The organism is Streptomyces sp. NPDC001093 (assembly GCF_040298985.1).
In the GTDB taxonomy this organism is placed as follows: Bacteria; Actinomycetota; Actinomycetes; order Streptomycetales; family Streptomycetaceae; genus Streptomyces.
Genome location: NZ_JBEPBF010000137.1, coordinates 1 through 26554, shown reverse-complemented (window position 1 = coordinate 26554; position 26554 = coordinate 1). Strand labels below are relative to the sequence as shown.

Here is a 26554-nt window from a genome sequence, read left to right as displayed (position 1 = left end):
CGGGCGGCGAGCCGGGCGAGCGCGCCGCCGGGCTCGGCCGTGGTCAGGGACAGCGCGGCGAGGTCGGGGCGCAGCCGCCGCAGGACGTCCGTCTTCGCGCGCAGTGCGTCGGCGGCCAGTCCGCCGCCGCGCGCGTCGTCGACGAGGCCCGCGCGGGTCAGCCGTTCCAGCAGGGTGTCGACATGGCCGGACGGGAGCCGCATGCGGCGGCCCTCCTCGCGGAGCAGCGGCAGCCCGCGGGTGCCGTTGAGCAGATCCAGGAAGTCGCGCGTCGCCGGGTCCATGGGTCCCAGCGTCAGCGCGTGTGCCGGGGTCATCCCGAACTGCACGGTCTCGCGATCACGCCAGCCGCGCCGCAGCGCGGGCTTCATCACCGGATGCATGACTGGCCCCCGTATCCGTGGAAAGCGTTCCGAACATCTCGTCGCCGGTGGAACCGGTCATGTTCCTCCGACGCCTGCCAGCATGCCGTGCCTGTCGGTCCGGCGCTGAGAGTTATCCACAGGTTGGGGGTGTTCTTCATACAAGACGGCCGGGCAGGGTGTGGCAAAACGGATGTACGGAGCCTCGCAAACCGGATGTACGGATCAGTCGTAGGAATCATAGGAATCAAACGCATGGTGGGGGATCGGCATCGAACCGTTCCGGAGCCGGGACTTCGGCCACGCCCAGCGGGTAACGTCGGGGCGTGCCCGCCGACCCACTGCACCGCGCCGGAAAGCCACAGCGCAGCACGACGAGCCAGCCGCCCGGCGGCTCGGGGGCGAGCGCGATCGAGGTCCGCAGGAGCAACCGGCGCCGCCGGACGGTCTCCGCGTACCGCGAGGGCGATCGCACCGTCGTACTGATCCCCGCCCGGATGTCGAAGGCGGAGGAACAGCGCTGGATCACCGTCATGCTCGACAAACTCGCCGCCCAGGAGAGCCGGCGGCTGCTCGGTGACGCCGAGCTCGCCGAGCGTGCCGAGCGGCTGTCGGCCCAGTACTTCGACGGCCGGGCGCGCCCCGCCTCCGTACGCTGGGTCACCAACCAGAACACGCGCTGGGGTTCGTGCACCCCGGCCGAGGGCAGCATCCGGCTCTCGCACCGGCTGCAGGGGATGCCCGACTACGTCGTCGACTACGTCCTCTGCCATGAGCTGGCCCATCTGCTGGTCCCCGGTCACGGTCCGGACTTCTGGCGGCTGCTGGAGGCGTACCCGCGCACCGAGCGGGCCCGCGGCTACCTCGAAGGGGTGGTCGCCGCGGAACGGCTGCCGTATGTGCCGGGGGCGCAGGGGGAGTGAGCCGGGCGCCGTCCGTCCTCCTCCGGGCGTGGTTGTGTACCGGGTCTGTACCGGCTGCGTGCGTTGTCGCACTTTGCCGTTAGCCTGGCGCGACGCACTCACATTCGGGATGGGGGACGGTCGTTACGCATGGCCAGGGAATTCCAACGCGGCCACAAGGCCAGGATCAGTGACCTCACGGCGGGCACCGATCTGTACGTAGGCGTGCAGATCTCCGCCCCCGGGCTGACCTTCGACATCAGCTGCTTCGGTCTGGACGCCGACGAGCGCCTCTCCGACGACCGTTACTTCGTCTTCTTCAACCAGCCGAAGTCCCCGGAGGAGTCCGTCCAGCTGCTGGGTGCCCAGGCGGGCGACACCGAGTCGTTCCGGGTCACCCTGGACCGCATCCCGTCGCACATCCGCAAGCTGTCCTTCACGGCCACCATCGACGGCGCCGGGCAGATGTCGCACGTCGCCCCGGGCTACCTGCGCATCGTTGCGGGCGGTGAGGAGGTCGCGCGGTACTCCTTCAGCGGTGCGGAGTTCTCCACCGAGCGGGCCGTGATGCTCGGCGACATCTACCTGAAGGACGTGTGGCGGTTCGCCGCTGTCGGACAGGGCTTCGACGGTGGACTGGAAGCGCTGCTGAAGAACTTCGGCGGCGAGGTGCTGGAGGAGGAGGCGCCGGCCGCCCCGCAGCAGCCGCAGCCGGCTGCCGCCCCCGGTTTCGCCCCGCCCGCCCAGACCACGACCCCGCCCCCGTTCGCCGCCCCGCCCGCCCCGGCCCCTGCGCCTGCCCCCGCGCCGCAGCCCGCCGCGCAGGGTTTCGCCCCGCCGCCCGGAGCGACTCCCGCACAGGGCTTCGCGCCGCCGCCGGGAGCCACACCCCCGCAGGGCTTCACGCCGCCCGGCCAGACCCCGATGGGCCACACCCCGCCTCCGGCACCGGCCCCGGCGCCGAACGTGCACGCCGCGCCGACGGTCATCGCTCCCCTGGCCCCGCCCGCCGGCGGCACCGTCCCGCCGCCGGCCCCGGCTCCCGCGCCGTACGGACAGCCGCAGCAGCCGTACGGCCGGCCGCCCCAGCAGCCGTCCTACGGCGGTCAGCCGGCCGCGCCGATGCCCCCCGGCTACGGCCAGCCGCCCTCCTACGGCGGCCGGCCCGCCGCGCCCATGCCCCCGGGCTACGGGCAGGTCCCGGGCGGGCAGCCCGGCGGCTACGGAGTGCCGCAGGGCGCCCCGCAGGGCGGCGCCGGTGTGACGGCCGCGCTCCAGGCGTTCAAGGAGACGCCGACCGGGCAGCGCTGGACGCAGCAGAACAAGAAGCTCATCCGTGTCGACCTCGGCATCGGCGGGCAGCCCGTGCTGGCCCGGCAGGGCAGCATGGTGCTCTACCAGGGCAAGGTCGACTTCAGCTACAAGGGCGCCGGATTCGCCGGGCGGATCGTCGGCAACGCCACCGGCCAGGAGATGCAGCTGATGCGCTGCACCGGCAACGGCCAGGTGTTCCTCGCCGAGAACGCCACCCATCTGCACCCCGTCGAGCTGCAGGGCGACGCGATCTGCGTCTCCGCCGAGAACGTCCTCGCCTTCGACGAGAGCCTGCAGTACGAGGTCCGCCGCATCGAGGGCCACGGCATCCCCGGCGGAGCGCTGTTCACCATGCAGTTCCAGGGCACCGGCACGATCGTCGTCAAGACCCACGGCACACCCGTGGTCCTGCCGGTCACGCCGACCACCTTCGCCGACTGCAACGCCGTCGTCGCCTGGTCGGCGGCCTCCCAGGTGATCGTCTCCAGCCAGGTCCGCATGCGCCGCAACGCCTACCCCGGCGACACCGGCGAGAGCATCAACCTGCAGTTCCGGGGCGCGCCCGGCAACTTCATCGTCGTCCAGCCGTACGAGGTCTAAGGGGAGCCCGTCATGAACCAGCCGCTCGCGGGCTACACCCCCGCACCCGTCACCGCCCGCATGGAGAACCACGGCAGCCACATGCTGAAGGTCGCCATGCAGACCGGGAACGACCTCCTCGCGCGCGTGGGCTCGATGGTCGCCTACGAAGGCTTCATCCAGTACGAGCCCAACCCGCCGGCCGTCCGCCAGATCGCCCGCGACTGGATCACCGGCGAGGGCGCGCCCCTGATGAAGTGCACCGGGGACGGCCTGCTCTACCTCGCCGACTACGGCGCCAACGTCGTCGTGATCAACCTCAACGGCGACGGCATCTCCGTCAACGCCACCAACCTGCTCGCCTTCGACGCCCACCTCAGCTGGGGCGTGGAACGCGTCAAGGGGCTCGCGAAGTTCGCCGGGCAGGGCCTGTGGAACACGAAGATCTCCGGGCAGGGCTGGGTCGCGCTGACCTCCCGGGGCACGCCGATCGTCGTCGACTGCGGCGGCGGCGAGGACGAGACGTACGTCGACCCGGACGCGCTCGTCGCCTGGTCGCCGAACCTGAAGGTGAAGGGCAAGCGCAGCTTCAAGGCGCAGTCGCTGATCGGCCGGGGCAGCGGTGAGGCCTACCAGATGGCGTTCTCCGGCCAGGGCATCGTCGTCGTCCAGCCCAGCGAGGACAGCACCGACCGTCTCCGGATCCGGGGCTGAGGGGGAGTCAGTAAGTCATGCAGAGCCCGCTTTTCGCGCACAACGACCTCCAGACGCAGGAGCGCTGGAGCCTGCAGAACGCGCAGCTGCTCCGCGTCACCCTGGAGGGCCACGACGACATCCTCGCCCGCAAGGGCACCATGGTGGCCTACCAGGGGCTGATGGAGTTCGACGCCGAGTACCAGAACAACAACCAGGCACGCGCGCGTGCGTACACCGGCGAGGGCCTGGACCTGATGCGCTGTCACGGACAGGGCACGGTGTATCTCGCCAACCTGGCCCAGCACGTGCACATCATGGACGTCGAGCAGGACGGGCTGACCGTCGACAGCTCCTATGTCCTCGCCATGGACTCCTCGCTGCACTGCGAGGTCGTCGCCGTCGACAGCCTCTACGGCATCTCCGGCTCCGGGAAGTACCAGCTGAACATCACCGGGCGCGGCAAGGTCGCCCTGATGACCTCGGGCGCGCCGCTGCTGATGCAGGTCACTCCGGACAGGTACGTCAACTGCGACGCGGACGCGATCGTCGCCTGGTCCACCGGGCTGCGCGTGCAGATGCAGGCCCAGACGCATTCCTCCGGAGTGTGGCGCCGGCGCGGCAACACCGGTGAGGGCTGGGAGCTGAGCTTCATGGGCTCCGGGTTCGCGCTGGTCCAGCCCAGCGAGTTGCTGCCGCCGCAGAACGCGGTGATCGGGCAGGGTCTCGCCGCCCAGTTCGGCATGGGGCAGCACGGGGCGCGCGGGCAGAATCAGGGGAACGTCTGGAGCTGAGCCGGCAGGTGAGGGGTGGCCGCAGAAACGGCCACCCCTTGCACCGTCACAGCCTGGCGCGCGTCGCCTCCAGCAGGCGTACGACCGATTCGTCGGCCACGTCGGCCACCTCGTCGTACGGGAACCAGCGCAGGTCGAGCGACTCGTCACTGATCGCCTGCACGGCGCCGGGCGGTGCCAGGACCGCGTACTGCACGTCGTAGTGCCAGTGGCAGGGCGCCGGGATCGGGTGCCGGTCCAGGCGCACCGGGCCGCCGGGCAGCAGTGTCAGCCCCGCGACCCCTGACTCCTCGGCCGCCTCGCGCAGCGCCGCCGCCTCCAGGGACGGGTCGCCCAGCTCGCAGTGGCCGCCCATCTGCAGCCACATCCGCAGCTTCCTGTGCAGGGTGAGCAGCACCCGGCCGCGCCCGGGATCGACCACCAGAGCGCTCGCCGTGACATGGCCCGCCCGGCAGGCCTTCCACATGCCGTCCGGGTGGGCCGCCAGATGGTCCAGGTAGGCCTGGCGCAACTCGTCCTGGCCCTCGTGCCCCTTCAGCACGAGGACCGCGTCGTCGTACAGGCTCACTCGGCGTCGTCGCCCTTGGTGCCGTCGTCCTCCGTGCCGGCGTCCTTCTTGCGCAGGTCCGGCTTGCCCTGCGAGCTGCCGGCCGCCTCGCCCAGCATCTTGTCCAGCTCGGAGAAGTCCAGCTGCTCGCGGTGCACGAAGCCGTCCGGGTCGTCCAGGTCGGTCGCCGTCGGCAGCATGTCCGGATGGGCCCACAGGCCGTCCCGGCCGTCGACCCCGCGCGCGTCCGTGAGCGAGGCCCACAGACGGGAGGCGTCGCGCAGTCGGCGCGGGCGCAGCTCCAGGCCGATCAGCGTGGCGAACGTCTGCTCGGCGGGGCCGCCCGTGGCGCGGCGGCGGCGCAGGGTCTCCCGCAGGGCGTCGGCGGACGCCAGACGCGGCTTCGCGGCCGCGTGGACCACCGCGTCCACCCAGCCCTCCACGAGCGCCAGAGCGGTCTCCAGACGGGCCAGAGCGGCCTTCTGCTCAGGGGTGTCCTCCGGCTGGAACATGCCCTGCTGCAGCGCGTCCTGCAGCTGCTCGGGGTTCTGCGGGTCGAACTGGCCGACCACGTCCTCCAGCTTGGCGGTGTCGACCTTGATCCCGCGCGCGTACCCGTCGACCGCGCCGAACAGGTGCGAGCGCAGCCACGGCACGTGCGCGAACAGGCGCTGGTGGGCGGCCTCGCGCAGGGCCAGGTACAGCCGCACCTCCTCCTGCGGCACGCCGAGGTCCTTGCCGAAGGCCTCCACGTTGGCCGGGAGCAGCGCGGCCTTGCCGGCCGGGCCGAGCGGCAGGCCGATGTCGGTGGAGCCGACGACCTCGCCCGCGAGCACGCCGACGGCCTGCCCGATCTGCGTGCCGAACATGGCGCCGCCCATCGAGCGCATCATGCCGATCAGCGGGCCCGCCATGGCCTGCATCTCCTCCGGCAGGACGTCACCCATGGCCGCGCCGACCCGCTCGGCGACCGGGTCGACCAGCTCCTGCCAGGCGGGCAGGGTCGCCTCGACCCACTCCGCGCGGGACCAGGCCACCGCCGAGGCCGAGCCCGACGGCAGGGACGTCGCATCGTCCAGCCACAGGTCGGCCAGGCGGACCGCCTCCTCGACCGCCCTGCGCTCGGCCGGCCCCACACTGGCGTCCTTCGTGCCGTCCGGGGTGCCCTGGGCGACCGTCTGGCGGGCGATCTGCTTGGCCATGTCCCAGTTCACCGGGCCGCCCTCGTAGGAGAGCATCTGGCCCAGCTGCTGGAACGCGGCGCCCAGATCCGTGGGGTTCAGCGACCCGAACATCGCTGCGAGCGGATTGTCGGCGCCGGGGCCGCCAAAACCTTCGGCTCCGGGCAGGCCGCCGAAGCCGAACGGGTTGGCCGGTCCCTGCCCACCGCCGCTCTGCTGGTCCTTCTTCTTGCCCTCGTCGCCGTCCTCCGGCTCCTCCGGCGGAAGACCGAAACCGAATGGGGTGTCACTCACGGGATTCCTCGGCTGGTAAGGCCACCGGTTCTCTCCCGGCGGCGCGGCTGCCCGACAACACCACCCAGCGTAGACACCCGGACCCGATCGGGCCTCGGTGCTTCGCCCACGGCAGGCCTGCGGCAGGATGGATGCACCTGGTACGTACGCGTCACTCGCGCTCGTACTGAAGACAACCGCTGGAGACGCCCGGTGAGTTCCCCAGATCCGCAGGTTCGCGCAGCGCGAAACCCGTCAACCCCGCCCGCTCCCGCCGTGCGCGGACCCGTCGTCGCGGTCACCGGCGCCGCCGGCGGGGTCGGTGCCATGCTGACCGAGCGGCTCGCCGCCTCCGAGGAGATCAAGCAGGTCATCGCGATCGACGAGCGGCGCGGGGAGTGCGCCGAGGCGCAGTGGCACATCCTCGACGTGCGCGACCCCGCCATCGCGGACAAGCTGCGCGGCGCCGACGTGGTCGTCCACCTCGCGCTCGACCTGGACCTGGAGACCGATCCGGCCGCTCGCACGGCTTACAACGTCCGGGGGACACAGACCGTCCTGACCGCCGCAGCGGCGGCGGGCGTGCACCGGGTCGTGCTGTGCACCTCGGCGATGGTCTACGGCGCGCTGCCGGACAACGAGCTGCCCCTTTCGGAGGACGCCGAGCTGCGCGCGACCGCCGAGGCCACCGGCGTGGGGGACCTGCTGGAGATCGAGCGGCTGGCCCGGCGGGCGCCGCGCGCGCATCCGGGGCTGAACGTCACCGTCGTACGGCCCGCGGTGCTGGTCGGAGGCACGGACACCGCGCTGACCCGCTACTTCGAGTCGCCGCGGCTGCTCGTCGTCGCCGGATCGCGGCCCGCGTGGCAGTTCTGCCACGTCGAGGACCTGTGCAGTGCTCTGGAGTACGCCGTCCTGGAGAAGGTCGACGGGGAGCTGGCCGTCGGCTGCGACGGGTGGCTGGAGCAGGAGGAGGTCGAGGAGCTGAGCGGGATCCGGCGGATGGAGCTGCCGTCGGCGGTGGCGCTCGGCGCGGCGGCCCGGCTGCACCGGATCGGGCTCACACCGTCTCCGGCCGGCGACCTGGCGTACACGATGTACCCGTGGGTGGTCAGCGGCAGCCGGCTGCACGACGCCGGGTGGCGGCCGCGCTGGACCAATGAGGAGGTGCTCGCGGAGCTGCTGGAGGAGGTCTCCGGGCGGCACACGGTCGCCGGGCGGCGGCTCGGACGCAAGGACGCCACGGCCGCGGGTGCCGCGGGGGCGACGGTGGCCCTGCTCGGCGCGGCGGCTGTCGTACGGCGGGCCCGGAAGGCCCGGCGGCGGGTCTGAGCCGGACCGGGCGGGGGTGGGCTCCGTGCACGCGGACGCGTCGTACAAGCATCCAAAACGGCCCGCGCGCGTGCCTGGTGAATCTCGTATTCCCGCGTGTCACGGGCGTGCGGCACGATGGGGGTATGGCACACGCGAACGAGCACCCCGGTGAGCAGGGGGCGCAGGATCCCATCAAGTTGATCGGTGTCCGGGAGACCGCGCTCTCCGTGGACGAGGTGTTCCAGGCCGTCGGGGACGACGCGGCCGGGGGCATCGCCCTGTTCGTGGGGACCGTGCGCAACCACGACGGAGGTGCGGACGTGGACGCGCTCGGGTACTCCTGCCACCCCAGTGCCGAGGCCGAGATGCGGCGGATCGCCGAGAAGGTGGTGGCCGAGTATCCCGTGCGGGCGCTGGCCGCCGTGCACCGGGTGGGAGACCTGCAGGTCGGAGATCTCGCCGTGGTCGTCGGCGTCGCCTGTCCGCACCGGGCGGAGGCCTTCGACGCCTGCCGCAAGCTGATCGACGACCTCAAGCACGAAGTGCCCATCTGGAAGCACCAGAGTTTCTCCGACGGCACCGACGAATGGGTCGGCGCGTAGCGCCGTCATCGAGGGGTGGTGGCCGGGTGACGGGAGGGCGGGTCGGCGCGTAGCGCCGTCATCGAGGGGTGGTGGCCGGGTGACGGGAGGGTGCTGACGTACGTCACCCGGAGCACACAGGTCCCTCCGTGTTGCGTAACCGGCACCCTCGCGTGAGCGTTGTCAGTGCGGATGGTTAATCTGCTGATCAGTCAGTTGCGGACGCTCATGGCGTTGGGAGGTCGGCATGGGGGCGCTTGTCTGGCTGCTGATTCCGCTTGTGGCCGCGGTCGGCGGCGGACTCTGGGGCAGTTGGGCCAATCGGACTCGTAAGGTGCGCGGTGACGGGCCGGAGCTGGACGGCTATGCCCGGTTCCGCGAGGCCATGGAGAGATCTCACACGGGAGCCGGCGGCGCGTGACAGGGGTGCCCTGACGGTGCGCCGACAGAGGCGTCCCGTACTGTCGTGGCATGCCACGCCGCACCGCGACGATGCTCGCCTCCACCCTGATGCTGATCGCGCTCCTGTGCGCGGGAGTACTCATCCCCGTGCCGTACTCGGAGATGTCTCCCGGCCCGACCGTGAACACGCTCGGAAACCACGACGGCGAGCCGGTGCTGCAGATCACCGGGCACGACACGTACCAGACCGGCGGCAACCTGAACATGACAACCGTCCGGGTGACCAGCGCGGACTTCCGTATGAACCTGGTGCAGGCCGTCTACGGCTGGCTGGACCCCGACACCAAGATCGTCCCGCACGACACGCTGTACCCGAACGGGACGACCGAGCAGCAGTCCTCGCAGCAGAACGCCGAGGAGTTCAGCCAGTCCCAGGAGAGCGCCAAGGTCGCCGCACTCAAGCAGCTGGGCATCCCGGTGAAGTCCTGGGTGATCGTCTCCACCGTCGTCAAGGACTCGCCCGCCGAGGGCAGGCTGCACGCCGGTGACGTGATCAAGGCCGTCGACGGCACGGCCGTGAAGCAGCCCTCCGACGTCGCCAAGCTCGTCACCAAGCACAAGCCCGGGCAGAACGTCGTCTTCACGGTCGTCCCCGCCAAGGAGCAGGCCGCCGCCGAGAAGGCGCACAAGACGGCGACGAAGACGCAGGACGTCACCATCACCACGACCAGGTCCGACGACAGCGGCGCCAAGCGGGCCATCGTCGGGATTTCGGCCGGGATCGACCACACCTTCCCGTTCACCATCGACATCAAGCTCGCCGACGTCGGCGGCCCCAGCGCCGGTCTGATGTTCGCCCTCGGCATCTACGACAAGCTGACCCCGGGGAAGCTGACCGGCGGCAAGTTCGTCGCCGGCACGGGAACCATCGACGACAACGGCACCGTCGGACCGATCGGCGGCGTCGAGATGAAGACGGTCGGCGCACGTGACGCGGGCGCCCAGTACTTCCTGACGCCCGCCGACAACTGCGCGGCCGCCGCCAAGGACACCCCGGGCGGGCTCACCCTGGTCAAGGTGAAGAACATCGGCGACGCGCTCGACGCGCTGAAGGACATCCGCACCGGGAACACCGCCGCGCTGCCCAAGTGCACCACCAAGGGCTGAGCCGGCCATGACACGACCGGACTCCTGACACGGCTGGACCCTGACACGGTTGGACCCTGACACGGCCGGACCCTGACACGGCTGGGGGCGCCCCGCAGAGCAGGGGCGCCCCCAGCGCCGTACCGAACCGGCCGGGATCAGTCCGCGAACGTCGCCGCCAGGGCGGCCGCCAGGCCGGGCACCAGGTCGGGGCCGGTCAGGACCTCCGTCGGGGAGTCCTTCTCGCGCAGCCGCAGAGCCGACTCGCGGCCGCCGTCGCGCAGCACCGCCACCGTCATGCGCACCTCCTGGCGCTCGGGGTGCTCGGCCACCCACTTGGCCAGTCCGGCCTCGCTCAGGTTCTCCGGGACCTGCGCCTCGGCGGACGGCGGCAGCATCAGGCGCTCCACCGAGAGCGCGCAGCCGGCCACCGCGTCGGGCCAGGCGATGGTGCCGAGGAACTCGTCCAGCGGCTTGCCGGACGGGATCTCGTCCTGCTCGATCGGGGTGAGACCGGCGGAGGCGGACTCGTCCTCAAGGCCCAGCTGGGCCGCGAGCGCGGGTTCCTGGGCCCGCAGCCGTGCGGTGTCGACAAGGGCGAAGAGGCGAGCGGGCTGGTCCCAGCCGAGGCCGGAGACGTACTCGTCGATCTCGAGTACGGCCCGGGTGAGCGGGCTCGCTGCCATGGGAGTGTTGGACATGGTCACAATCCTGCCTCGTTCCCCACCCGAATCGGGAACCGACCAAAGCGTGAGTAAGTTGCATAGGTGTGGGTCCGCGATCACGGGGGGCCACGGCGGGTCCGCGAACACGAGGGCCTGACGGATCGACAGCGAACTTCGAGGTGCGCACCTTGGCTTTCCAGATGCCGGACCGCGGCGGAGGCCCGACGGGGCCACGGATCAGAGCGGGACGACCGTCCCGGGGTGTCCGGACCCTGCTGATGACGCTGGGTGTGCTGGCCGTCCTCGGCATGGCGTTCACCATGTTCGCCGGCTTCTGGACGGACTGGCTGTGGTACCGGTCGGTGCACTACTCGTCCGTGTTCACGACCGTGCTGTGGACCAAGATCGGCCTCTTCTTCGTCTTCGGTCTGCTGATGGCGGTCGCGGTGGGGGTCAACATCTGGCTGGCTCACCGCCTGCGGCCCCCGCTGAGCGCCATGTCCATGGAGCAGCAGAGCCTCGACCGCTACCGGATGGGCATCGCGCCGTACAAGACGTGGCTGCTGCTCGCCGTCACCGCGCTCGTCGGACTGATCGCCGGCGCCTCCGCGGCCGGCCAGTGGCGGACCTGGCTGATGTGGGTCAACGGCGTGCCCTTCCACCAGAAGGACCCCCAGTTCCACCTCGACGTCTCCTTCTACGCCTTCGACCTGCCCTGGTACCGCTTTCTGCTCGGCTTCGGCTTCGCCACCGCCATCCTGTGCCTGATCGCCGCCGCGCTCACGCACTATCTGTACGGCGGGCTGCGCGTCACCAGCCCCGGCGCGCGGGCCACCGCCGCGGCGACAGGGCATCTGTCGGTGCTGCTCGGCGTCTTCGTCGCCCTGAAGGCGGTCGCCTACTGGCTCGACCGGTACGGCCTGGCCGTCAAGTCCAGCGACTTCAAGGCGACAGGCGACTGGACCGGCCTGCGCTACGTCGACGCCAACGCCTATCTGCCGGCGAAGACGATCCTGTTCTGCATCGCCGCCATCTGCGCGCTGCTGTTCTTCGCCACGCTGTGGCGGCGCACCTGGCAGCTGCCCGTCATCGGCTTCGGCCTGATGGTCCTCTCCGCGGTCCTCATCGGCGGCCTGTACCCGGCGATCGTGCAGAAGTTCCAGGTCGAGCCCAACGAGCAGGCCAAGGAAGCCCCGTACGTCCAGAAGAACCTCAAGGCGACCCGCGAGGCGTACGGCATCGACGACACCAAGGTCACCGAGTACGCCGGCAAGTCCACGGCCTCGGACACGGCCTCGGACGCGACCAGGCTGCGAGCCGACGCGGACGACGCGGCGAGCATCCGGATCATGGACCCGAACGTCGTCTCGCCGACGTTCCAGCAGGCGCAGCAGATGAAGAACTACTACGCCTTCCCGACCAACCTGGACGTCGACCGGTACCCCGCCAAGGACGCCAAGGGCGGCAAGGACGCCAAGGAGCAGGACACGGTCATCGGGCTGCGCGAGCTGAACCTGGACGGCGTCCCGAAGAACAACTGGATCAACGACCACTTCCGCTACACGCACGGCTACGGCGTGGTCGCCGCCAAGGGCACCGAGTCCGATGACCAGGGCCAGCCGGTCTTCACCGAGTCCAACCTGCCGTCCAAGGGCGACCTCGGCACGTACCAGCAGCGCGTCTACTACGGCGAGAAGACCACCACGTACTCCATCGTCGGCGGACCGCAGAAGGAGGTCGACTACTCGGCGGACAACGGCGACGAGAAGACCACCAGCTACACCGGCAGGAGCGGCGTCAACCTCGACAATCCGATCAACCGGGCCGCGTATGCGGTGGCGTTCAACGAGCCGCAGATCCTCTACTCCGGCGCGATCGGCAAGGGCTCGCGGATCCTGTACAACCGCACGCCCAAGGAGCGCGTGGAGGCGGTCGCGCCCTGGCTGACCATCGACGGGGACACCTATCCGGCGGTCGTGGACGGCCATGTCCAGTGGATCGTCGACGCGTACACGACGTCCAACGGCTATCCGTACTCCTCCCGTACGACCCTCGGGGACACGACGGCCGACTCGCTGACCGCCGCCAACAACAACCGCGCGGTGGTGGCCCAGCAGAACCAGGTCAACTACATCCGCAACTCGGTGAAGGCGACCGTCGACGCGTACACCGGCGAGGTCAGGCTCTACCAGTGGGACACCCAGGACCCGGTGCTGAAGACCTGGATGAAGGCCTTCCCCGGCACGGTGCAGCCGCGCGAGGCCATCTCCCCGGCCCTGATGGGTCATCTGCGCTATCCGCAGGACCTGTTCAAGGTGCAGCGCGAGCTGCTCTCGCGGTACCACGTGACGGACGCGCAGACGTTCCTCAGCGGCAGCGAGGTGTGGCAGGTCCCCGATGACCCGACCAACGACTCGGGCAGCGCGGTGCCTCCGTACTACCTGAGCATGAAGATGCCGGACCAGAGCGGTCGGGCGTTCTCCCTGACGACGACGTTCACACCGAACGGACGCGACAACCTCAGCGCGTTCATGGCGGTCGACTCCGACCCGGGCACGAGTGACTACGGCAAGATCAGAATTCTCAAACTGCCGACCAGCACGACGGCCGACGGTCCCAAACAGGTGCAGAGCCAGTTCAACTCCCGGCCGGACATCGCGGAGACGATCAGCCTGCTCACCCGCGGGCATTCCAAGGTCGAGTACGGCAATCTCCTGACCGTGCCGCTCGACGGCGGACTGTTGTACGCGGAGCCGGTCTACGTCCTCGGCGGTAAGCTGAAGTACCCCTTGCTCGGCAAGGTGCTGGTCACCTACAACGGCAGGACGGCCTTCGAGAACACCCTGGACGAGGCGCTGAACAAGGTGTTCGGGGTGCAGGGTTCGACCACCCCGCCGGACACGGGCACCACCAGTCCGCCCACGTCCTCGAACCCGACCGTCCAACAGGCCCTGGCCGACGCCCAGAAGGCGTACGACGCCGGTCAGAAGGCCCTGCAGGGGCCGAACGGACCGGACTGGACCGCGTACGCCAAGGCCCAGAAGGACCTGAAGGACGCGCTGCAGCGGGCGCAGGAGGCGGAGGCCAAGGCCGGCCAGTCCGGCGGCGGCAGGAACGCCGACAAGAGCACCGGCAAAACTGGCACTTGATCAAGGGCACTCCGTGCCGTGGTACGGTTGACGTGCAACGGCGCGGGGTGGAGCAGCTCGGTAGCTCGCTGGGCTCATAACCCAGAGGTCGCAGGTTCAAATCCTGTCCCCGCTACTGCAGTCGAAGGCCCGGATCCCAAGGGATCCGGGCCTTCGTGGTGTGCGAACTCATGTGCTGAGGGGAGGGACGGCCGCGCCGCCGTGGGGAGTTGAGGGGTGTGTGTTTGACTTGTCGTCCTGTGGGCATGTCGACAAAACGCTGAAGTGACCTCACGGGCTGCGGTATACCGGGTGTACCCAGGGTGCAGGTGGTGCGACGATGGACGTTATGGGGGAGAAGGCAACTCTGTTCGAGTCAGGGCGATTTGTGCAGCCTTCCGATGAGGAACCGCCCCGTGACGAGCTGACCGACATGGGGGAAGCCGCCGAGGAGGTACGCCTCGGTCTCGCCGCGCAGAGCGGCGACGCCGAGGCGGCGAGCGTCCTCGGAGCCTTGCTGCTGCGCCGCGGCGACCTCGACGGAGCCGAACCCCATCTGCGGGCCGCCACCGCGGCCGGCGACCGGGCCGCCGCCAACAACCTGGGCGTCCTGCTGCACCAGCGCGGCTACCCCGAGGAGGCCGCCGGCTGGTGGCGCATCGCCGCCGTCGCCGGGTCCGCCGCCGCCGCGCACGCGCTGGGCCGCTACCACCGCGAGCGCGGTGACGAGCCGGCGGCCGAGTACTGGCTGCGCCAGTCCGCCGAGCAGGGCCATGTCCTCGGCGCCTACGCGCTCGCCGACCTGCTGGAGCACCGCGGGGACGTCGGCGCCGAGCACTGGATGCGGGCCGCGGCCGAGCGCGGGCACCGGGAGGCCGCCTACCGGCTGGCCCGCGCCCTCGACACCGCCGGGCGCGAGGAGGAGGCCGGGGCCGACAACGCTGTCGCCGAGGCCGAACAGTGGTACCGGCAGGCCGCCGCGCGCGGCCACCGGCGTGCCGCGCTGCACCTCGGGGCGATCCTGGAGAAGCGCGGGGAACTGAAGGAGGCCGGGCGCTGGTATCTGACCTCCGCCAAGGACGGCGAGTCCCGGGCCGCCTGCGCACTCGGCTTTCTGCTGCGCGACGCCGGGGACACCGAGAGCGCGGCCGTGTGGTGGCTGCGCGCGGCCCAGGAGGGCGACGGCAACGCGGCCAACGCGCTCGGCGCGCTGCACGCCGAGCGCGGCGAGACCCAGACCGCCGAGCGCTGGTACCGGGCGGCGCTGGACGCCGGCGACGACAACGGCGCCTACAACCTCGGGCTGCTGTGTGCCGAGCAGGGGCGGACCGCGCAGGCCGAACAGTGGTACCGGCGGGCCGCCTACGCCGGGCACCGGGAGGCCGCCAACGCGCTCGCCATCCTGCTGCTCCGGGGCAGCGACACCACCGGCGCCGAGCCGTGGTTCTCCAAGGCGGCCGAGGCCGGCAGCGTGGACGCCGCGTTCAACCTCGGCATCCTCTACGCCGGACGCGGCGAGGAGACCATGGCGCTGCGCTGGTACGAGCGGGCGGCCGCCGCGGGGCACACCGAGGCCGCGCTCCAGGTCGGGATCGCCCGGCTGCGCGAGGGCGAGGAGCAGGAGGCCGAGCGGCACCTGCGGTGCGCGGCGGGCGGCGGCAGCGCGGAGGCGGCCTACCGGCTGGCGGCGCTCCTCGACGCGCGGCGGCCGCCGGAGCCGGCGCACGAGCTGGGCGAGACCGTGCACGAGAAGACCGAGTGCGAGGAGTGGTACGAGCGGGCGGCGACCCAGGGGCACCGGCGGGCGCAGGTGCGGGTCGGGATGCTCGCGGCGGCCCGGGGCGACGTGGTCGAGGCGGCGCGGTGGTACCGGGCGGCGGCGGAGGCAGGGTCGCGCAACGGCGCCTTCAACCTCGGGCTGCTGCTGGCGCGGGAGGGGAGCGAGCCGGAGGCCGCCGTGTGGTGGACGCGGGCGGCCGACGCCGGGCACGGCCGGGCGGCGCTGCGGCTGGCCCTGGTCTACGCGCGTCGGGGTGAGCTGGCGGAGGGGCAGAAGTGGGCCGACCGGGCCGTGGAGCTGGGACCGGCGGAGGTTTCGGAGCGGGCGGGACGGCTGCGGGATGCGCTGCGGGAGGAACTCTCGGCGTGAGCTCGGCCACCTCTGCGGTAACTGATTTGCTTCCGTCGACCTCCCTCACGTAATGTCGTGTTCACCGACGCGGGGTGGAGCAGCTCGGTAGCTCGCTGGGCTCATAACCCAGAGGTCGCAGGTTCAAATCCTGTCCCCGCTACTGAAGGCCGAGGGCCGGAATCCAGAGATGGATTCCGGCCCTCGGTGTTTGTGTCCTCGGTGTTCGTGTCCTCGGTTTTGTGCGCGCGTGTGCGATGCGAAAAGAGCCCCGGCGGTCGCCGGGGCTCCAGGAAGCGTGAGTTACGAAGCGGTGAGTTACGCCCGCGCGCAGTCCGGGCACAGCCCCCGGTACGTCACCTCGACGTCCGACACCGTGAAGCCGAAGCGCTCGGTGTCGGGGAGGTCGGCGAGCGGGTTGCCCGTCGGGTGGACGTCACGGATCGCTCCGCACCGGGCGCAGACCAGGTGCTGATGCGGCCGGTGCGCGTTCGGGTCGTAGCGCTTGGCGCGTTTGTCCGTCGCGACTTCCAGCACCTCGCCGAGCGAGACCAGCTCACCCAGCGTGTTGTAGACGGTCGCCCGGGAGATCTCGGGCAGCTTCGCGACAGCCCGTGCGTGGACCTCGTCGGCCGTCAGATGGACGTGCTCGCCGTCGAGGACCTCGGCCACGACGCGCCGCTGCGCGGTCATCCGCCATCCGCGTCCCCGCAGCCGTTCCAGAAGGTCGCTCATGGCCACCAGCCTAGCAGCAAGGGGGACCAGGACGGGAATAGGTGTGAGTTTGGATCGTCATTTGATTTAGAATCTATCCAATATAGGATCTGAACTGGCTTTGGCCGCGGGACAGCGAGACGGCGGGCGTGCTGCGCGGCTGAGCCGGCCGTGTACCGAATCGGCCGTGTCGAGTCGGCGGCACAATGATGCCGCTGGGCGGGCCGGACCCCATGGTGCTCGGGGTCCGGCCCGTTCCGCTCGTTCAGAACGCCGGTGCGGGCTCCGGGGCCGGGGCCCAGCAGCGGATGATGTCGCGGACCGAGACGATTCCGGCCACCTCGCCGCGGTCGAGGACGACCAGATGCCGGAAGCCGCCGTGGGCCATGGCGCGTGCGGCCTGCTCCAGGGTCCAGGTCGGGGCGGCGAAGACGACGTCGGTGGTGGTGTGGGCGTTGGTGCGTTCCGTGTCGGGGTTCTGGCCGAGGCCGATCGAGTTGAGGATGTCGCGTTCGGTGAGGATGCCGATGCCGCCGGCGTCCGGGTCGAGGACGACGGCGGCGCCTACGCGGCGGGCGGACATCAGGGCGGCTGCCTGGCGGAGGGTGTGGGCGGGGCCGACGGTGAGGATCACCGTGCTCATGGCGTCACGGACGAGCATGGGTGGGGCCACCTCCTAGGAATCCAGTGCGCTAGGAATCCAGTGCGCTAGTTCCTGGATTCACAAGTTCACAAGTGGGGGTAGCCTCAGACTGACAGGTAAAGCCCGGGTCAACAAGGGGGCGCGCGAGGTCAGTTGAGGGCGTATCGGGAGTGCCCTCCCTGCTCAGTGGCGCGGGTTGAGATACCCCAGCAACTCGTCGTGCAGCAGGCCGTTGGACGCCGCCGCGTTGCCGCTGTGCGGGCCCGGGTGGCCGTCGAGGCCCGTGAACGTACCGCCGGCCTCCGTGACGACGATCGCGGTGGCGGCCATGTCCCAGAGCGACAGCTCCGGCTCCGCGCAGATGTCCACGCATCCCTCGGCGACCATCATGTACGGCCAGAAGTCGCCGTACGCGCGCGTGCGCCACACCTCGCGGGTGAGGTCCAGGAAGCCGTCGAGGCGGCCCTGCTCCTCCCAGCCGGAGAGGGAGGAGTACGCGAACGACGCGTCCTCGAGCTTGCCGACGCCGGAGACGTGGATGCGGCTCGCGGAGGTCAGGCTGCGGCCGGTGAAGGCGCCGTGGCCCTTCGCGGCCCACCAGCGCCGGCCGATGGCGGGGGCGGAGACGAGGCCGACGACGGGCTGGTAGCCGCCCTCTGCCGCTTCCATCAGGGCGATGAGGGTCGCCCATACGGGGACGCCACGCACGTAGTTCTTGGTGCCGTCGATGGGGTCGATCACCCAGCGGCGGGGGCCGGAGCCCTCGACGCCGTACTCCTCGCCGAGGACCGAGTCTCTCGGGCGGGCGCGCTGGAGCTGGCCGCGGATCAGTTCTTCCGCCGCCTTGTCCGCTTCGCTCACGGGGGTCATGTCCGGCTTCGTCTCGACCTTCAGGTCGAGGGCCTTGAAGCGGTCCATGGTGGCGGCGTCGGCGGCGTCCGCCAGGACGTGGGCGAGGCGCAGGTCGTCTAGGTAGTCCGGCATGTAAGGAACCGTATCCGCCGGGGTCGGTGGGGGCTAGCAGCGGCGGGCGGTGTCGGAGCCCTGTGCTACGGGTGGGCGTGCGCGCGGTGCCGCGGCCGGGCTGGTGCGTGGGCCGCCCCGGCGACAGGACCTCGAACCCCCGCGAACCCTTGACAGTGCATACAAGCGCGTCAAATCTGGGCGCAGAGCCGCTCCGCCCCCAGGGAGGCGATGATGCCTGCTGCCCGGGAGTCCCTCCTGGACGCCGCCTACACGGCCCTCGCGCGCCGGCCGTGGTCCGCGGTGCGGATGGTCGACGTGGCCGCGGCGGCGGGGGTGTCCCGGCAGACCCTGTACAACGAGTTCGGCAGCAAGGACGGGCTGGCCCGCGCGCTGGTGCGGCGGGAGGCCGACGGCTACCTCGCCGGAGTGGAGCGGGCCCTCGCCGGGCCGGGCGAGGCGAGGGAACGGCTCACCGCCGTCGCCGACTGGACGAGCTCCGCCGCGCGGGACAACGCGCTGGTACGGGCCATGCTCACCGGCTGCTGGAGCGAACGGCTGCCCGCCCCACCGCTCGGCGCCGTACCGTCCTCCTCCTCGGTGCCGGCGCAGCGGCGCGCCGACGGCCCGCTGCCCACGCCCCGCGACTTCGTACGGATCGTGCGGGACCGTGCGGTCACCGCGCTGACCGGTCCCGCGGCCGGCCCCGGCGACACCGCCGAACTGACCCGCCCCTGCGAACTGGCCGTACGCCTCGCCCTGTCCTGCGTCGCGGCACCGCCGGGGGAGGGGGGCATGGCGGAGCTGATCCAGGCGGTCGTCCCACGCCAGTTGGTGTGAGGCCCACGTCTCAGTACGGGCCACCCCGGAAGTACTGGGCGCCGTACGGCCGGGCGTGGTCGCCGTGCTCGTGGGCGGCGTCGGACCGGTGCGCGGGGGCCGAGCGCTCCGACAGCGTGCGCAGCCGCTCCAGGCCGGCCAGCACCTCGGCGCGATGGCCCGACTCCTTCATCCAGCGGGGCAGTCGCGGGATCATCGCCCGAGTGGCCCCCGTCCCGCCCTCGCGCAGCGTGGCACGGACGTAGGCGGCCAGCGCGTCGACGTGCGCCACGTTGTAGGCCCACAGCACGCGGCCCGCACAACGCGTCTGCAGCCACAGCGGGCGCAGGAAGAACGGGTCCTCGGTCCCGCCGAGTTGCGCCGCGACCAGCCCGCCACCCCGCACGGCCGCCTCCCACTCCGCGTTCGCGCCACACGCCGCACACGTGAGCCGACGGGGCCGGAACAACAACTCGGAGTAGTACTTGAGAGCCGGAAGACCGGGTCGCTCGGTGACGTCCGCCCGGCCGCCGCAGCGGGGGCAGACCACCAGAACGCGGTCGGCGAACCGGGCGAGCCATGCCCCCTGGTCGCGATGCCGGACGGGGCCGGTGCTCTGTTCGGAGCTCATGAAAACCTCCTCGGACATGCCCTCAGTGTGCCGACCCCGAGAGCTGCAGCCCGATCACCCCGACGATGACCAGGCTGATCGAGACGATCTTCAGGGTGGACACCAGGTCGCCGAGGAAGACCATGCCGTAGATCGCGGTGCCGGCCGCGCCGATGCCGGTCCACACCGCGTAGGCGGGGCCCACGTCGAGCTTCTTCAGGGACAGGGTCAGCAGGCCGAAGCTGCCGAGGGCGAACGAGGCGAAGGCGATGGTCGGCCAGAGCCGGGTGAACCCGTGCGAGAGCTTCAGGCACACGGCGAAACCGGTCTCCAGCATCCCGGCCACGATGACCAGCAGCCACGCCATGTGCGGTCCTCCCGTTGATCCGGATCCCCGGCTCGGTGCGATTATGCACTTACCGGGCCCGGGCCCCGGCAAACAACGAAGGACCGCTCAGTCGCCTTCCTTCCGCTCCCGTGTGGCCAGCAGCCGGCGGAGCGAGTACAGGCGCGCCGGTTCCGCGTGGCCCTCGGCGACCCAGGCGTCCAGCGCGCAGTCCGGCTCGTCGTGGCTGCACGCGCGCGGGCAGCCCTCCGTGCCGGGTTCGAGATCCGGGAAGGCGTGGATCACCCGGGACGGGTCGACGTGCGCGAGGCCGAAGGAGCGGACCCCGGGGGTGTCGATGACCCAGCCGTCCGTGTCGGACAGGGGGAGCGCCAGGGCCGATGTCGTGGTGTGGCGGCCGCGGCCCGTCACCGCGTTGACGCGTCCCGTCATCCGCCGGCGCTCCTCGGGGACCAGCGCGTTCACCAGCGTCGTCTTGCCGACGCCCGAGTGGCCCACGAACGCGGTGACCCTGCCGTCCAGGTGCTCCCGCACCTGGTCCGCCGCGTCGCCGTTCTCCAGCTCCTCGCGGCTGGTGACGAGGTACGGGATGTCGAGGGCGCCGTACAGCTCCAGCAGCTTGTCCGGCGGGGCCAGGTCGGACTTGGTCATCACCAGCAGCGGCTCCAGGCCGCCGTCGAAGGCCGCGACCAGGCAGCGGTCGATCAGGCGCGGGCGCGGTTCCGGGTCGGCCAGGGCCGTGACGATCGCCAGCTGGTCGGCGTTGGCGACGACCACGCGCTCGTAGGGGTCGTCGTCGTCGGCCGTGCGCCGCAGGACCGACGTGCGCTCCTCGATGCGGACGATCCGGGCGAGGGTGTCCTTGTTGCCCGACAGGTCGCCGACCAGGGCCACCCGGTCCCCGACCACCGCCGCCTTGCGGCCCAGTTCGCGGGCCTTCATCGCGAGCACGGTCCGGTCGTCGACCAGGCAGGTCAGCCGGCCCCGGTCGACCGTGAGGACCAGGCCCTCGGCGGCGTCCTCGTGCTTGGGCCGGATGTTCGTACGCGGCCGGGTGCCCCGGCGGCCGGGGCGGGTGCGGATGTCGTCCTCGTCGGTGTGCTTGCCGTAGCGGCGCATGGCGTAGGTCCCTACTGCCCGAGCATCCCGGTCCACAGCTCGGGGAAGTCCGGCAGGGTCTTCGCCGTGGTCGCCACGTTCTCGATCCGCACGCCCTCGACCGCCAGGCCGATGATCGCGCCGGCGGTGGCCATACGGTGGTCGTCGTAGGTGTGGAAGACGCCGCCGTGCAGCGGGCGCGGGCGGATGTGCAGGCCGTCGGCGGTCTCGGTGACGTCACCGCCGAGCTCGTTGATCTCCTTGGTGAGCGCGGCCAGCCGGTCCGTCTCGTGCAGCCGCAGATGGGACACGCCCCGCAGGGTCGAGGGGGAGTCCGCGAGGGCGGCGACGGCCGCGATGCCCGGGGTCAGCTCGCCGACGTCGCCCAGGTCGACGTCGATGCCGTGGACGGCGCCGGAACCGGTGAACACCAGCCCGAACTCGGTGAGTTCGCAGGAGCCGCCCATCTCGGTGAAGATCTCCCGGAGCCGGTCACCCGGCTGGGTGGTGCGCTCCGGCCAGTCCGGGATCAGCACCTTGCCGCCGGTGACCAGGGCCGCCGCCAGGAACGGCTGGGCGTTGGACAGGTCCGGCTCGATCGTCAGGTCCCGGCCGAGCAGCGCGCCCGGCGTCACCCGCCACACGTTCGGCTCGCCGCCCGACTCCGGGGTGTCGACCTGGGCGCCGACCGCGCGCAGCATGTCGACGGTCATCCGGATGTGCGGCATGGACGGCAGGGTCGCGCCGGTGTGGCGGACCTCGACGCCCTGGTTGAAGCGCGGGCCGGACAGGAGCAGGGCCGACACGAACTGCGACGAGGACGACGCGTCGATCGACACCGGGCCGCCGTCCAGGGCCCCGCCGCCGTGCACGGTCAGCGGCAGCGCGCCCCGGCCGTCGTCGTCGATCCGGGCGCCGAGCTGCCGCAGCGCGTCGATCACCCCGTGCAGAGGACGCTCGTACGACCGCGGGTCGCCGTCGAACCGGACGGGGCCGTCGGCCAGCGCGGCCACCGGCGGCAGGAAGCGCATCACCGTGCCGGCGTTGCCGACGTCGACCGTCGCCGGGCCGCGCAGGCCCGTCGGCAGCACCCGCCAGGCCTCGCCGGTGCCGTCCGCGCCGCCCGCGACGGAGGAGCTGGACGACACGGTCTCCTCGATCTCCACGCCCATCGCGCGCAGGGCACCGGCCATCAGCAGGGTGTCGCGGGAGCGCAGCGGGCGGCGCAGCCAGCCGGGCTCGGAGGCGAGGGCGGCCAGCACCAGGGCGCGGTTGGTGACCGACTTGGACCCGGGCACGTGGACCGTCGCGTCGACGGCTCCGCTCGCGTGCGGGGCGGGCCAGAGGGCGGTGTGTGCGGGGTCAACGGTCATGCGCCCCACTTTAGTGGCTGGGCACGGCCGGGCCCCTGCACGCCGGGGGCGGGGCTTTCCAGGCCGTCACACCTGAAGCAGCCAGCGCCCCCCGCCGATCAGCGAGGACAGCGACACCGCGTGGAACAGGAACAGCCACAGCCCCGCCGGTACGTGCGTCAGCCGCGACAGCTGGTCCGCGTCCGAGTCCCCGGCGCCACCCCGGGACCGCTTCAGCTGCAGTTCGAACGGCGGCCGTACCCCGCCGAGCAGCAGGAACCACACCACCGCGTACGCGAACGCCGCCTGCACCTGCGGCCCCGTCAGCCACGACACCAGCAGGAAGGCGCCCCCCGCCAGCACCACGGTCAGGACGCCGTACGCGTTGCGGATCATCACCAGCATCGCCACGAGCAGCGCCGTCGCCACCCACAGCAGCAGCGTGATCCGGCCGGCCGCCAGCAGGGCGGCGCCGCCCAGCCCCAGCAGCGAGGGGGCGGTGTACCCGGCCGCCGCCGTCAGGATCATGCCGAGCCCGTACGGCTTGCCCCGGCTGACCGTGAGGCCGCTGGTGTCGGAGTGAAGCCGGATGCCGGTCAGCTGCCGCCCGGTGAGCAGCGCGATCAGACCGTGGCCGCCCTCGTGCGCGATGGTGATCGCGTTGCGGGATATCCGCCACAGGGTGTGCGGGACGACGACGGCGAGCGCGGCCGCGGAGGTGGCGAGCACCACCCAGACGTCGGGGTCGGGCTGGGTACCGGTGAGCCGGTCCCAGAGGTCGGGCAGCGCGAGGGCGGCGAGGCTGCTGTCCATGTGTCCGAGTGGCTCCCTGTGCTGGAGATCAATGGGGGTCGGCGCGGAGCGCCGTCGTTGAGGGGTGGTGGCCGGGTGACGGGTGGGCCTGGCAGTGTGGCACGTATGTGCGGACGGTATGCATCGAGTCGTAGGCCCGAGGATCTCGCAGGAATCTTTGAGATCGAGAAGTGGGAGCCCGAGGAGACCCTGGAGCCCGACTACAACGTGGCCCCGACCAAGGAGGTCCACGCCGTCCTCGACCGTCCCCTGAAAGACGCGGACTCCCCGCGTCCGGTTCGCCAGCTGCGCAAGCTGAAGTGGGGACTGGTGCCGTCCTGGGCCAAGACGCCCGAGGGCGGCGCCCGGATGATCAACGCCCGCGCCGAGACCGTGCACGAGAAGCCCGCCTACCGCCGCGCCTTCGCCGCCCGCCGCTGCATCATCCCCGCCGACGGCTACTACGAGTGGGTCACCGGCGAGCAGGAGCGCGAGCTGGAGGTCGAGGGCAGGAAGAAGCGGCCGCGCAAGCAGCCCTACTTCGTGCTGCCCGCCGACGGCTCGGTGTTCGCGATGGCCGGGCTGTACGAGTTCTGGCGCGACCGGACCCTGCCCGACGACCACCCCCAGGCCTGGTGGGTCACGTGCTCGGTGATCACCACGGAGGCCGAGAGGACCCCGCTGGCCGTGGCCCCCGCCGACGGCCCTCACACCCTGGCCGACATCCACCCCCGGATGCCGCTGATGCTCACCCCGGACCGCTGGGAGGCCTGGCTCGACCCGGGCCGCACCGACCCCGACGACCTGCGCGACCTGTTGGCCCCGCCCCCGCCCGGCCTGATGCGCGCCTACCCGGTCTCCACGGCCGTCAGCAACGTCCGCAACAACGGCCCGGAGCTGCTGAAGGAGCTCGAGGCGCCGGAAGAGGGCACACTCTTCTAGCGTGATCGAGATTGTCGAGACCGACGCCGGGACCGCGCGCATCACCTGGCACAAGGTGAAACGGGCGCGGCTGGTGCTGGCCGTGAGCCACGGCGCGGGCGGTGGCATCGAGGCACGGGACCTCCAGGCGCTCGCCCGGGTGCTCCCGGAGCACGGCGTGACCGTGGCCCTCGTGGAGCAGCCCTGGCGCGTCGCCGGGAAGAAGGTCGCCGCCGCGCCGAAGACCCTGGACACCGGCTGGCGCGGCATCTGGCCCGCGCTGTCCGGGATGGAGCTGCCGGTGGTCTCCGGCGGCCGCAGCGCCGGGGCCCGGGTCGCCTGCCGCACGGCGGCCGAGCTGGGCGCGCACGCCGTGCTCGCGCTCAGCTTCCCGCTGCACCCGCCGGGCAGGCCCGAGAAGTCCCGTGCCCAGGAGCTGCTGGGGGCCGGGGTGCCGACGCTCGTCGTGCAGGGCGGCAACGACCCCTTCGGGAAGCCGGAGGAGTTCCCGAAGGGCGACTTCGGGCTGCTCGAGGTGCCGTACGGGGATCACGGGTTCGCGATCCCCAGGCGCGCGGAGATCACCGAGGAGCGGGCCCTGGAGATCATCACCGAGGGTGTGGCGGGGTGGCTCGGGTCACTCGGGTGACGGCCGGGAATGCCCCGCGCCGGACCACTGTTGAGGCGGACAGAAGTGCTGAGGCCTCGGCACCGACGTCGTAGGAGAGGAAGTCCGCCGCATGGGTTCGACCGTTTGCCCGGCCCGCAGCAGCCGTACTGACCTGGACTGGACGGTGCTGCACGCGGCCAAGACCGCTCCTATTCGAGGGGCGGCAGGCACGGGTCGTGTTCTATCCTCCGAAACGAGTGGGACCGGTCTCGGTCCTGCCCGGGATCTTGAGGAGGTGGGTCCGGTCACCGGTACCGACGCAGGGACCGACAACGGCCAGGCGGAGCAGCCCGAGGGCCAGGGCGTGAGCGCGGAGGCGATCTCCGAGTCCACCGGCGAGCGCAGCGCGCGCTTCGAGCGGGACGCGCTCGAGTTCCTCGACCAGATGTACTCGGCGGCGCTGCGCATGACGCGCAACCCGGCCGACGCCGAGGACCTGGTGCAGGAGACGTACGCCAAGGCGTACGCGTCCTTCCACCAGTTCCGGGAGGGCACCAACCTCAAGGCGTGGCTGTACCGGATCCTCACCAACACCTTCATCAACTCCTACCGCAAGAAGCAGCGCGAGCCGCAGCGCTCCGCCGCGGAGGAGATCGAGGACTGGCAGCTCGCCCGCGCCGAGTCGCACATGTCGACGGGTCTGCGCTCCGCCGAGTCGCAGGCGCTCGACCACCTGCCCGACTCGGACGTGAAGGAAGCGCTGCAGGCGATCCCCGAGGAGTTCCGCATCGCCGTCTACCTCGCGGACGTAGAGGGCTTTGCGTACAAGGAGATCGCGGACATCATGGGGACACCCATCGGTACGGTGATGTCCCGGCTGCACCGGGGCCGCCGTCAACTGCGCGGCATGCTGGAGGACTACGCCCGTGAGCGCGGGCTGGTCCCGGCGGGCGCCGGAGAGTCGAACGAAGCGAAAGGCTCGGGCTCATGAGCTGCGGAGAGCCGCACGAGACGGACTGCAGTGAGGTCCTCGACCATCTGTACGAGTTCCTCGACAGTGAGATGCCGGAAATCGATCGCGACAAGTTCCAGCACCACTTCGAGGAATGCTCTCCGTGCCTGGAGAAGTACGGCCTGGAGCAGGCCGTGAAGAAGCTGGTCAAGCGGTGCTGCGGACATGACGACGTACCCGCCGACCTGCGCGCCAAGGTCATGGGACGGATCGACCTGATCCGCTCCGGCCAGGCCGTGCCCGAGCACGACGTGACCGCCACCCCGCAGGAGAGCTGACCGCCGGGTCGTCACCCGAACGTGCTAATCCTCAGGTCGTAGCCCCCGCACCCCCCGATCCCCGCCCTAGGCTCCCAGCCCGGACAGGGCACGGTCGGGGAGGGGAGCGATGGAGGCGGTACCGGCGAGAGCACGCGGCTGGGTGGCCGCCGTCGCCCTGCTGGCGCTGCTGTGCCTTCTGCCGCTGCCGACGATACGCGCCCCCTGGTGGGCGCTCGGCCTGCTCGCCGCGCTCTACGCCGCCTCCGAGCACGTCGTACGCCGGCGCTTCGGCGGCACCTTCTACCCCGTGCTGCTCGCCGGGGCGTTCCTGCTGCCGCCGCCGGCCGCCGCGCTGGTCCCGCTGCCCGCGGCCCTGCTCTCGCCGGTCGAGCGCGCCGGGCACCG

The 26554-nt window shown here is 71.5% G+C and carries 25 protein-coding genes, 2 tRNA genes and 2 pseudogenes; 17 read left to right on the top strand and 12 right to left on the bottom strand.

The genetic code is table 11. The features are described from left to right. Positions 1–383, bottom strand: a pseudogene (locus ABT288_RS41480) (ThiF family adenylyltransferase); the annotation flags it as partial. A 305-nt stretch (positions 384–688) separates the two neighbouring features. On the opposite strand from ABT288_RS41480, the gene ABT288_RS41475 reads away from it, so the two are divergent. The 4 genes from ABT288_RS41475 (at position 689) to ABT288_RS41460 (ending at position 4644) form a co-directional block, all read left to right on the top strand. Next, positions 689–1285: a M48 metallopeptidase family protein gene (locus ABT288_RS41475; RefSeq protein ID WP_351619645.1), complete on the top strand. Its 597-nt coding sequence runs from the start codon at positions 689–691 to the stop codon at positions 1283–1285. A 129-nt stretch (positions 1286–1414) separates the two neighbouring features. Beyond that, complete coding sequence (locus ABT288_RS41470) at positions 1415–3178, top strand: TerD family protein (RefSeq protein WP_351619642.1); 1764 nt, start codon at positions 1415–1417, stop codon at positions 3176–3178. A gap of 12 nt (positions 3179–3190) precedes the next feature. Beyond that, positions 3191–3871 carry an AIM24 family protein gene (locus ABT288_RS41465; protein WP_351619640.1) on the top strand — a complete coding sequence of 227 codons (681 nt, stop codon included), beginning with the start codon at positions 3191–3193 and terminating at the stop codon, positions 3869–3871. 17 nt (positions 3872–3888) lie between these two features. Then, entirely contained in the window at positions 3889–4644 is a 756-nt protein-coding gene (locus tag ABT288_RS41460) for an AIM24 family protein (protein ID WP_351619637.1), read from the top strand. Between the two features lie 46 nt (positions 4645–4690). On the opposite strand, the gene ABT288_RS41455 is transcribed toward ABT288_RS41460, so the two are convergent. Together ABT288_RS41455 and ABT288_RS41450 are read right to left on the bottom strand one after the other, a co-directional pair. Beyond that, the gene (locus ABT288_RS41455) at positions 4691–5212 is read right to left on the bottom strand and encodes an NUDIX hydrolase (protein ID WP_351619635.1); all 522 of its coding nucleotides are present in this window, start codon (positions 5210–5212) and stop codon (positions 4691–4693) included. Beyond that, a complete protein-coding gene (locus tag ABT288_RS41450) occupies positions 5209–6666 on the bottom strand; it encodes a zinc-dependent metalloprotease (RefSeq protein WP_351619632.1) in 1458 nt (485 codons plus the stop codon). The genes ABT288_RS41455 and ABT288_RS41450 overlap by 4 nt, the downstream gene beginning before the upstream one ends. 192 nt (positions 6667–6858) lie before the next feature. Here ABT288_RS41450 and ABT288_RS41445 point away from each other — a divergent pair, with 192 nt between their 5' ends. The 3 genes from ABT288_RS41445 (at position 6859) to ABT288_RS41435 (ending at position 10109) form a co-directional block, all read left to right on the top strand. After that, on the top strand, positions 6859–7977 hold the full coding sequence (locus tag ABT288_RS41445) for an SDR family oxidoreductase (protein ID WP_351619629.1): 1119 nt from the start codon (positions 6859–6861) through the stop codon (positions 7975–7977). A gap of 125 nt (positions 7978–8102) precedes the next feature. Beyond that, positions 8103–8561 carry a molybdenum cofactor biosynthesis protein MoaE gene (locus ABT288_RS41440; protein ID WP_351619626.1) on the top strand — a complete coding sequence of 153 codons (459 nt, stop codon included), beginning with the start codon at positions 8103–8105 and terminating at the stop codon, positions 8559–8561. Positions 8562–9011: 450 nt separating this feature from the next. Continuing rightward, positions 9012–10109: a YlbL family protein gene (locus tag ABT288_RS41435; protein ID WP_351619623.1), complete on the top strand. Its 1098-nt coding sequence runs from the start codon at positions 9012–9014 to the stop codon at positions 10107–10109. A gap of 137 nt (positions 10110–10246) precedes the next feature. Here ABT288_RS41435 and ABT288_RS41430 read toward each other — a convergent pair whose 3' ends face one another. Beyond that, positions 10247–10789: a PPA1309 family protein gene (locus tag ABT288_RS41430; RefSeq protein WP_351619620.1), complete on the bottom strand. Its 543-nt coding sequence runs from the start codon at positions 10787–10789 to the stop codon at positions 10247–10249. 164 nt (positions 10790–10953) lie between these two features. Between ABT288_RS41430 and ABT288_RS41425 the strand changes: the two genes are divergently transcribed. From ABT288_RS41425 to ABT288_RS41410, 4 genes are all read left to right on the top strand, one after another. Next, positions 10954–13902 (top strand): UPF0182 family membrane protein, encoded by a 2949-nt coding sequence (locus ABT288_RS41425; protein WP_351619647.1) that lies wholly within the window; start codon positions 10954–10956, stop codon positions 13900–13902. 41 nt (positions 13903–13943) lie between these two features. Beyond that, a tRNA-Met gene (locus tag ABT288_RS41420) sits at positions 13944–14017 on the top strand. Positions 14018–14221: 204 nt separating this feature from the next. Then, positions 14222–16030 (top strand): tetratricopeptide repeat protein, encoded by a 1809-nt coding sequence (locus ABT288_RS41415; protein WP_351619617.1) that lies wholly within the window; start codon positions 14222–14224, stop codon positions 16028–16030. Positions 16031–16098: 68 nt separating this feature from the next. Further along, positions 16099–16172 (top strand) — tRNA-Met (locus ABT288_RS41410). A gap of 155 nt (positions 16173–16327) precedes the next feature. Here ABT288_RS41410 and ABT288_RS41405 read toward each other — a convergent pair. The 3 genes from ABT288_RS41405 to hisN all read right to left on the bottom strand — a co-directional run bounded on the left by ABT288_RS41405 (position 16328) and on the right by hisN (position 18350). Next, positions 16328–16744: a Fur family transcriptional regulator gene (locus tag ABT288_RS41405; protein ID WP_228623407.1), complete on the bottom strand. Its 417-nt coding sequence runs from the start codon at positions 16742–16744 to the stop codon at positions 16328–16330. A gap of 244 nt (positions 16745–16988) precedes the next feature. After that, positions 16989–17384 (bottom strand): CBS domain-containing protein, encoded by a 396-nt coding sequence (locus tag ABT288_RS41400; RefSeq protein ID WP_351619613.1) that lies wholly within the window; start codon positions 17382–17384, stop codon positions 16989–16991. A gap of 165 nt (positions 17385–17549) precedes the next feature. Next, the gene (hisN, locus tag ABT288_RS41395) at positions 17550–18350 is read right to left on the bottom strand and encodes a histidinol-phosphatase (RefSeq protein WP_351619610.1); all 801 of its coding nucleotides are present in this window, start codon (positions 18348–18350) and stop codon (positions 17550–17552) included. A gap of 210 nt (positions 18351–18560) precedes the next feature. Between hisN and ABT288_RS41390 the strand changes: the two genes are divergently transcribed. Beyond that, positions 18561–19169 carry a TetR/AcrR family transcriptional regulator gene (locus ABT288_RS41390; protein ID WP_351619607.1) on the top strand — a complete coding sequence of 203 codons (609 nt, stop codon included), beginning with the start codon at positions 18561–18563 and terminating at the stop codon, positions 19167–19169. Positions 19170–19179: 10 nt separating this feature from the next. On the opposite strand, the gene ABT288_RS41385 is transcribed toward ABT288_RS41390, so the two are convergent. The 5 genes from ABT288_RS41385 to ABT288_RS41365 all read right to left on the bottom strand — a co-directional run bounded on the left by ABT288_RS41385 (position 19180) and on the right by ABT288_RS41365 (position 23367). Beyond that, positions 19180–19779 (bottom strand): hypothetical protein, encoded by a 600-nt coding sequence (locus ABT288_RS41385; RefSeq protein WP_351619604.1) that lies wholly within the window; start codon positions 19777–19779, stop codon positions 19180–19182. Between the two features lie 22 nt (positions 19780–19801). Further along, entirely contained in the window at positions 19802–20125 is a 324-nt protein-coding gene (locus ABT288_RS41380) for a DMT family transporter (RefSeq protein WP_228623413.1), read from the bottom strand. An 87-nt stretch (positions 20126–20212) separates the two neighbouring features. Continuing rightward, the gene (gene rsgA / locus ABT288_RS41375; protein ID WP_351619602.1) at positions 20213–21223 is read right to left on the bottom strand and encodes a ribosome small subunit-dependent GTPase A; all 1011 of its coding nucleotides are present in this window, start codon (positions 21221–21223) and stop codon (positions 20213–20215) included. A gap of 11 nt (positions 21224–21234) precedes the next feature. Then, positions 21235–22575 carry a 3-phosphoshikimate 1-carboxyvinyltransferase gene (gene aroA, locus ABT288_RS41370; RefSeq protein ID WP_351619599.1) on the bottom strand — a complete coding sequence of 447 codons (1341 nt, stop codon included), beginning with the start codon at positions 22573–22575 and terminating at the stop codon, positions 21235–21237. Between the two features lie 66 nt (positions 22576–22641). Continuing rightward, complete coding sequence (locus ABT288_RS41365) at positions 22642–23367, bottom strand: M50 family metallopeptidase (RefSeq protein WP_351619596.1); 726 nt, start codon at positions 23365–23367, stop codon at positions 22642–22644. A 105-nt stretch (positions 23368–23472) separates the two neighbouring features. Here ABT288_RS41365 and ABT288_RS41360 point away from each other — a divergent pair, with 105 nt between their 5' ends. The 5 genes and pseudogenes from ABT288_RS41360 to ABT288_RS41340 all read left to right on the top strand — a co-directional run. Next, the gene (locus ABT288_RS41360; protein WP_351619593.1) at positions 23473–24288 is read left to right on the top strand and encodes an SOS response-associated peptidase; all 816 of its coding nucleotides are present in this window, start codon (positions 23473–23475) and stop codon (positions 24286–24288) included. A gap of 1 nt (position 24289) precedes the next feature. Beyond that, on the top strand, positions 24290–24916 hold the full coding sequence (locus ABT288_RS41355; RefSeq protein ID WP_351619590.1) for an alpha/beta hydrolase family protein: 627 nt from the start codon (positions 24290–24292) through the stop codon (positions 24914–24916). 256 nt (positions 24917–25172) lie between these two features. Further along, positions 25173–25868 (top strand): RNA polymerase sigma factor SigR, encoded by a 696-nt coding sequence (gene sigR, locus ABT288_RS41350; RefSeq protein WP_351619587.1) that lies wholly within the window; start codon positions 25173–25175, stop codon positions 25866–25868. After that, positions 25865–26167 carry a mycothiol system anti-sigma-R factor gene (rsrA, locus tag ABT288_RS41345; protein ID WP_351619584.1) on the top strand — a complete coding sequence of 101 codons (303 nt, stop codon included), beginning with the start codon at positions 25865–25867 and terminating at the stop codon, positions 26165–26167. The genes sigR and rsrA overlap by 4 nt, the downstream gene beginning before the upstream one ends. A gap of 109 nt (positions 26168–26276) precedes the next feature. Next, positions 26277–26554 (top strand): annotated as a pseudogene (locus ABT288_RS41340) (HD-GYP domain-containing protein); the annotation flags it as partial.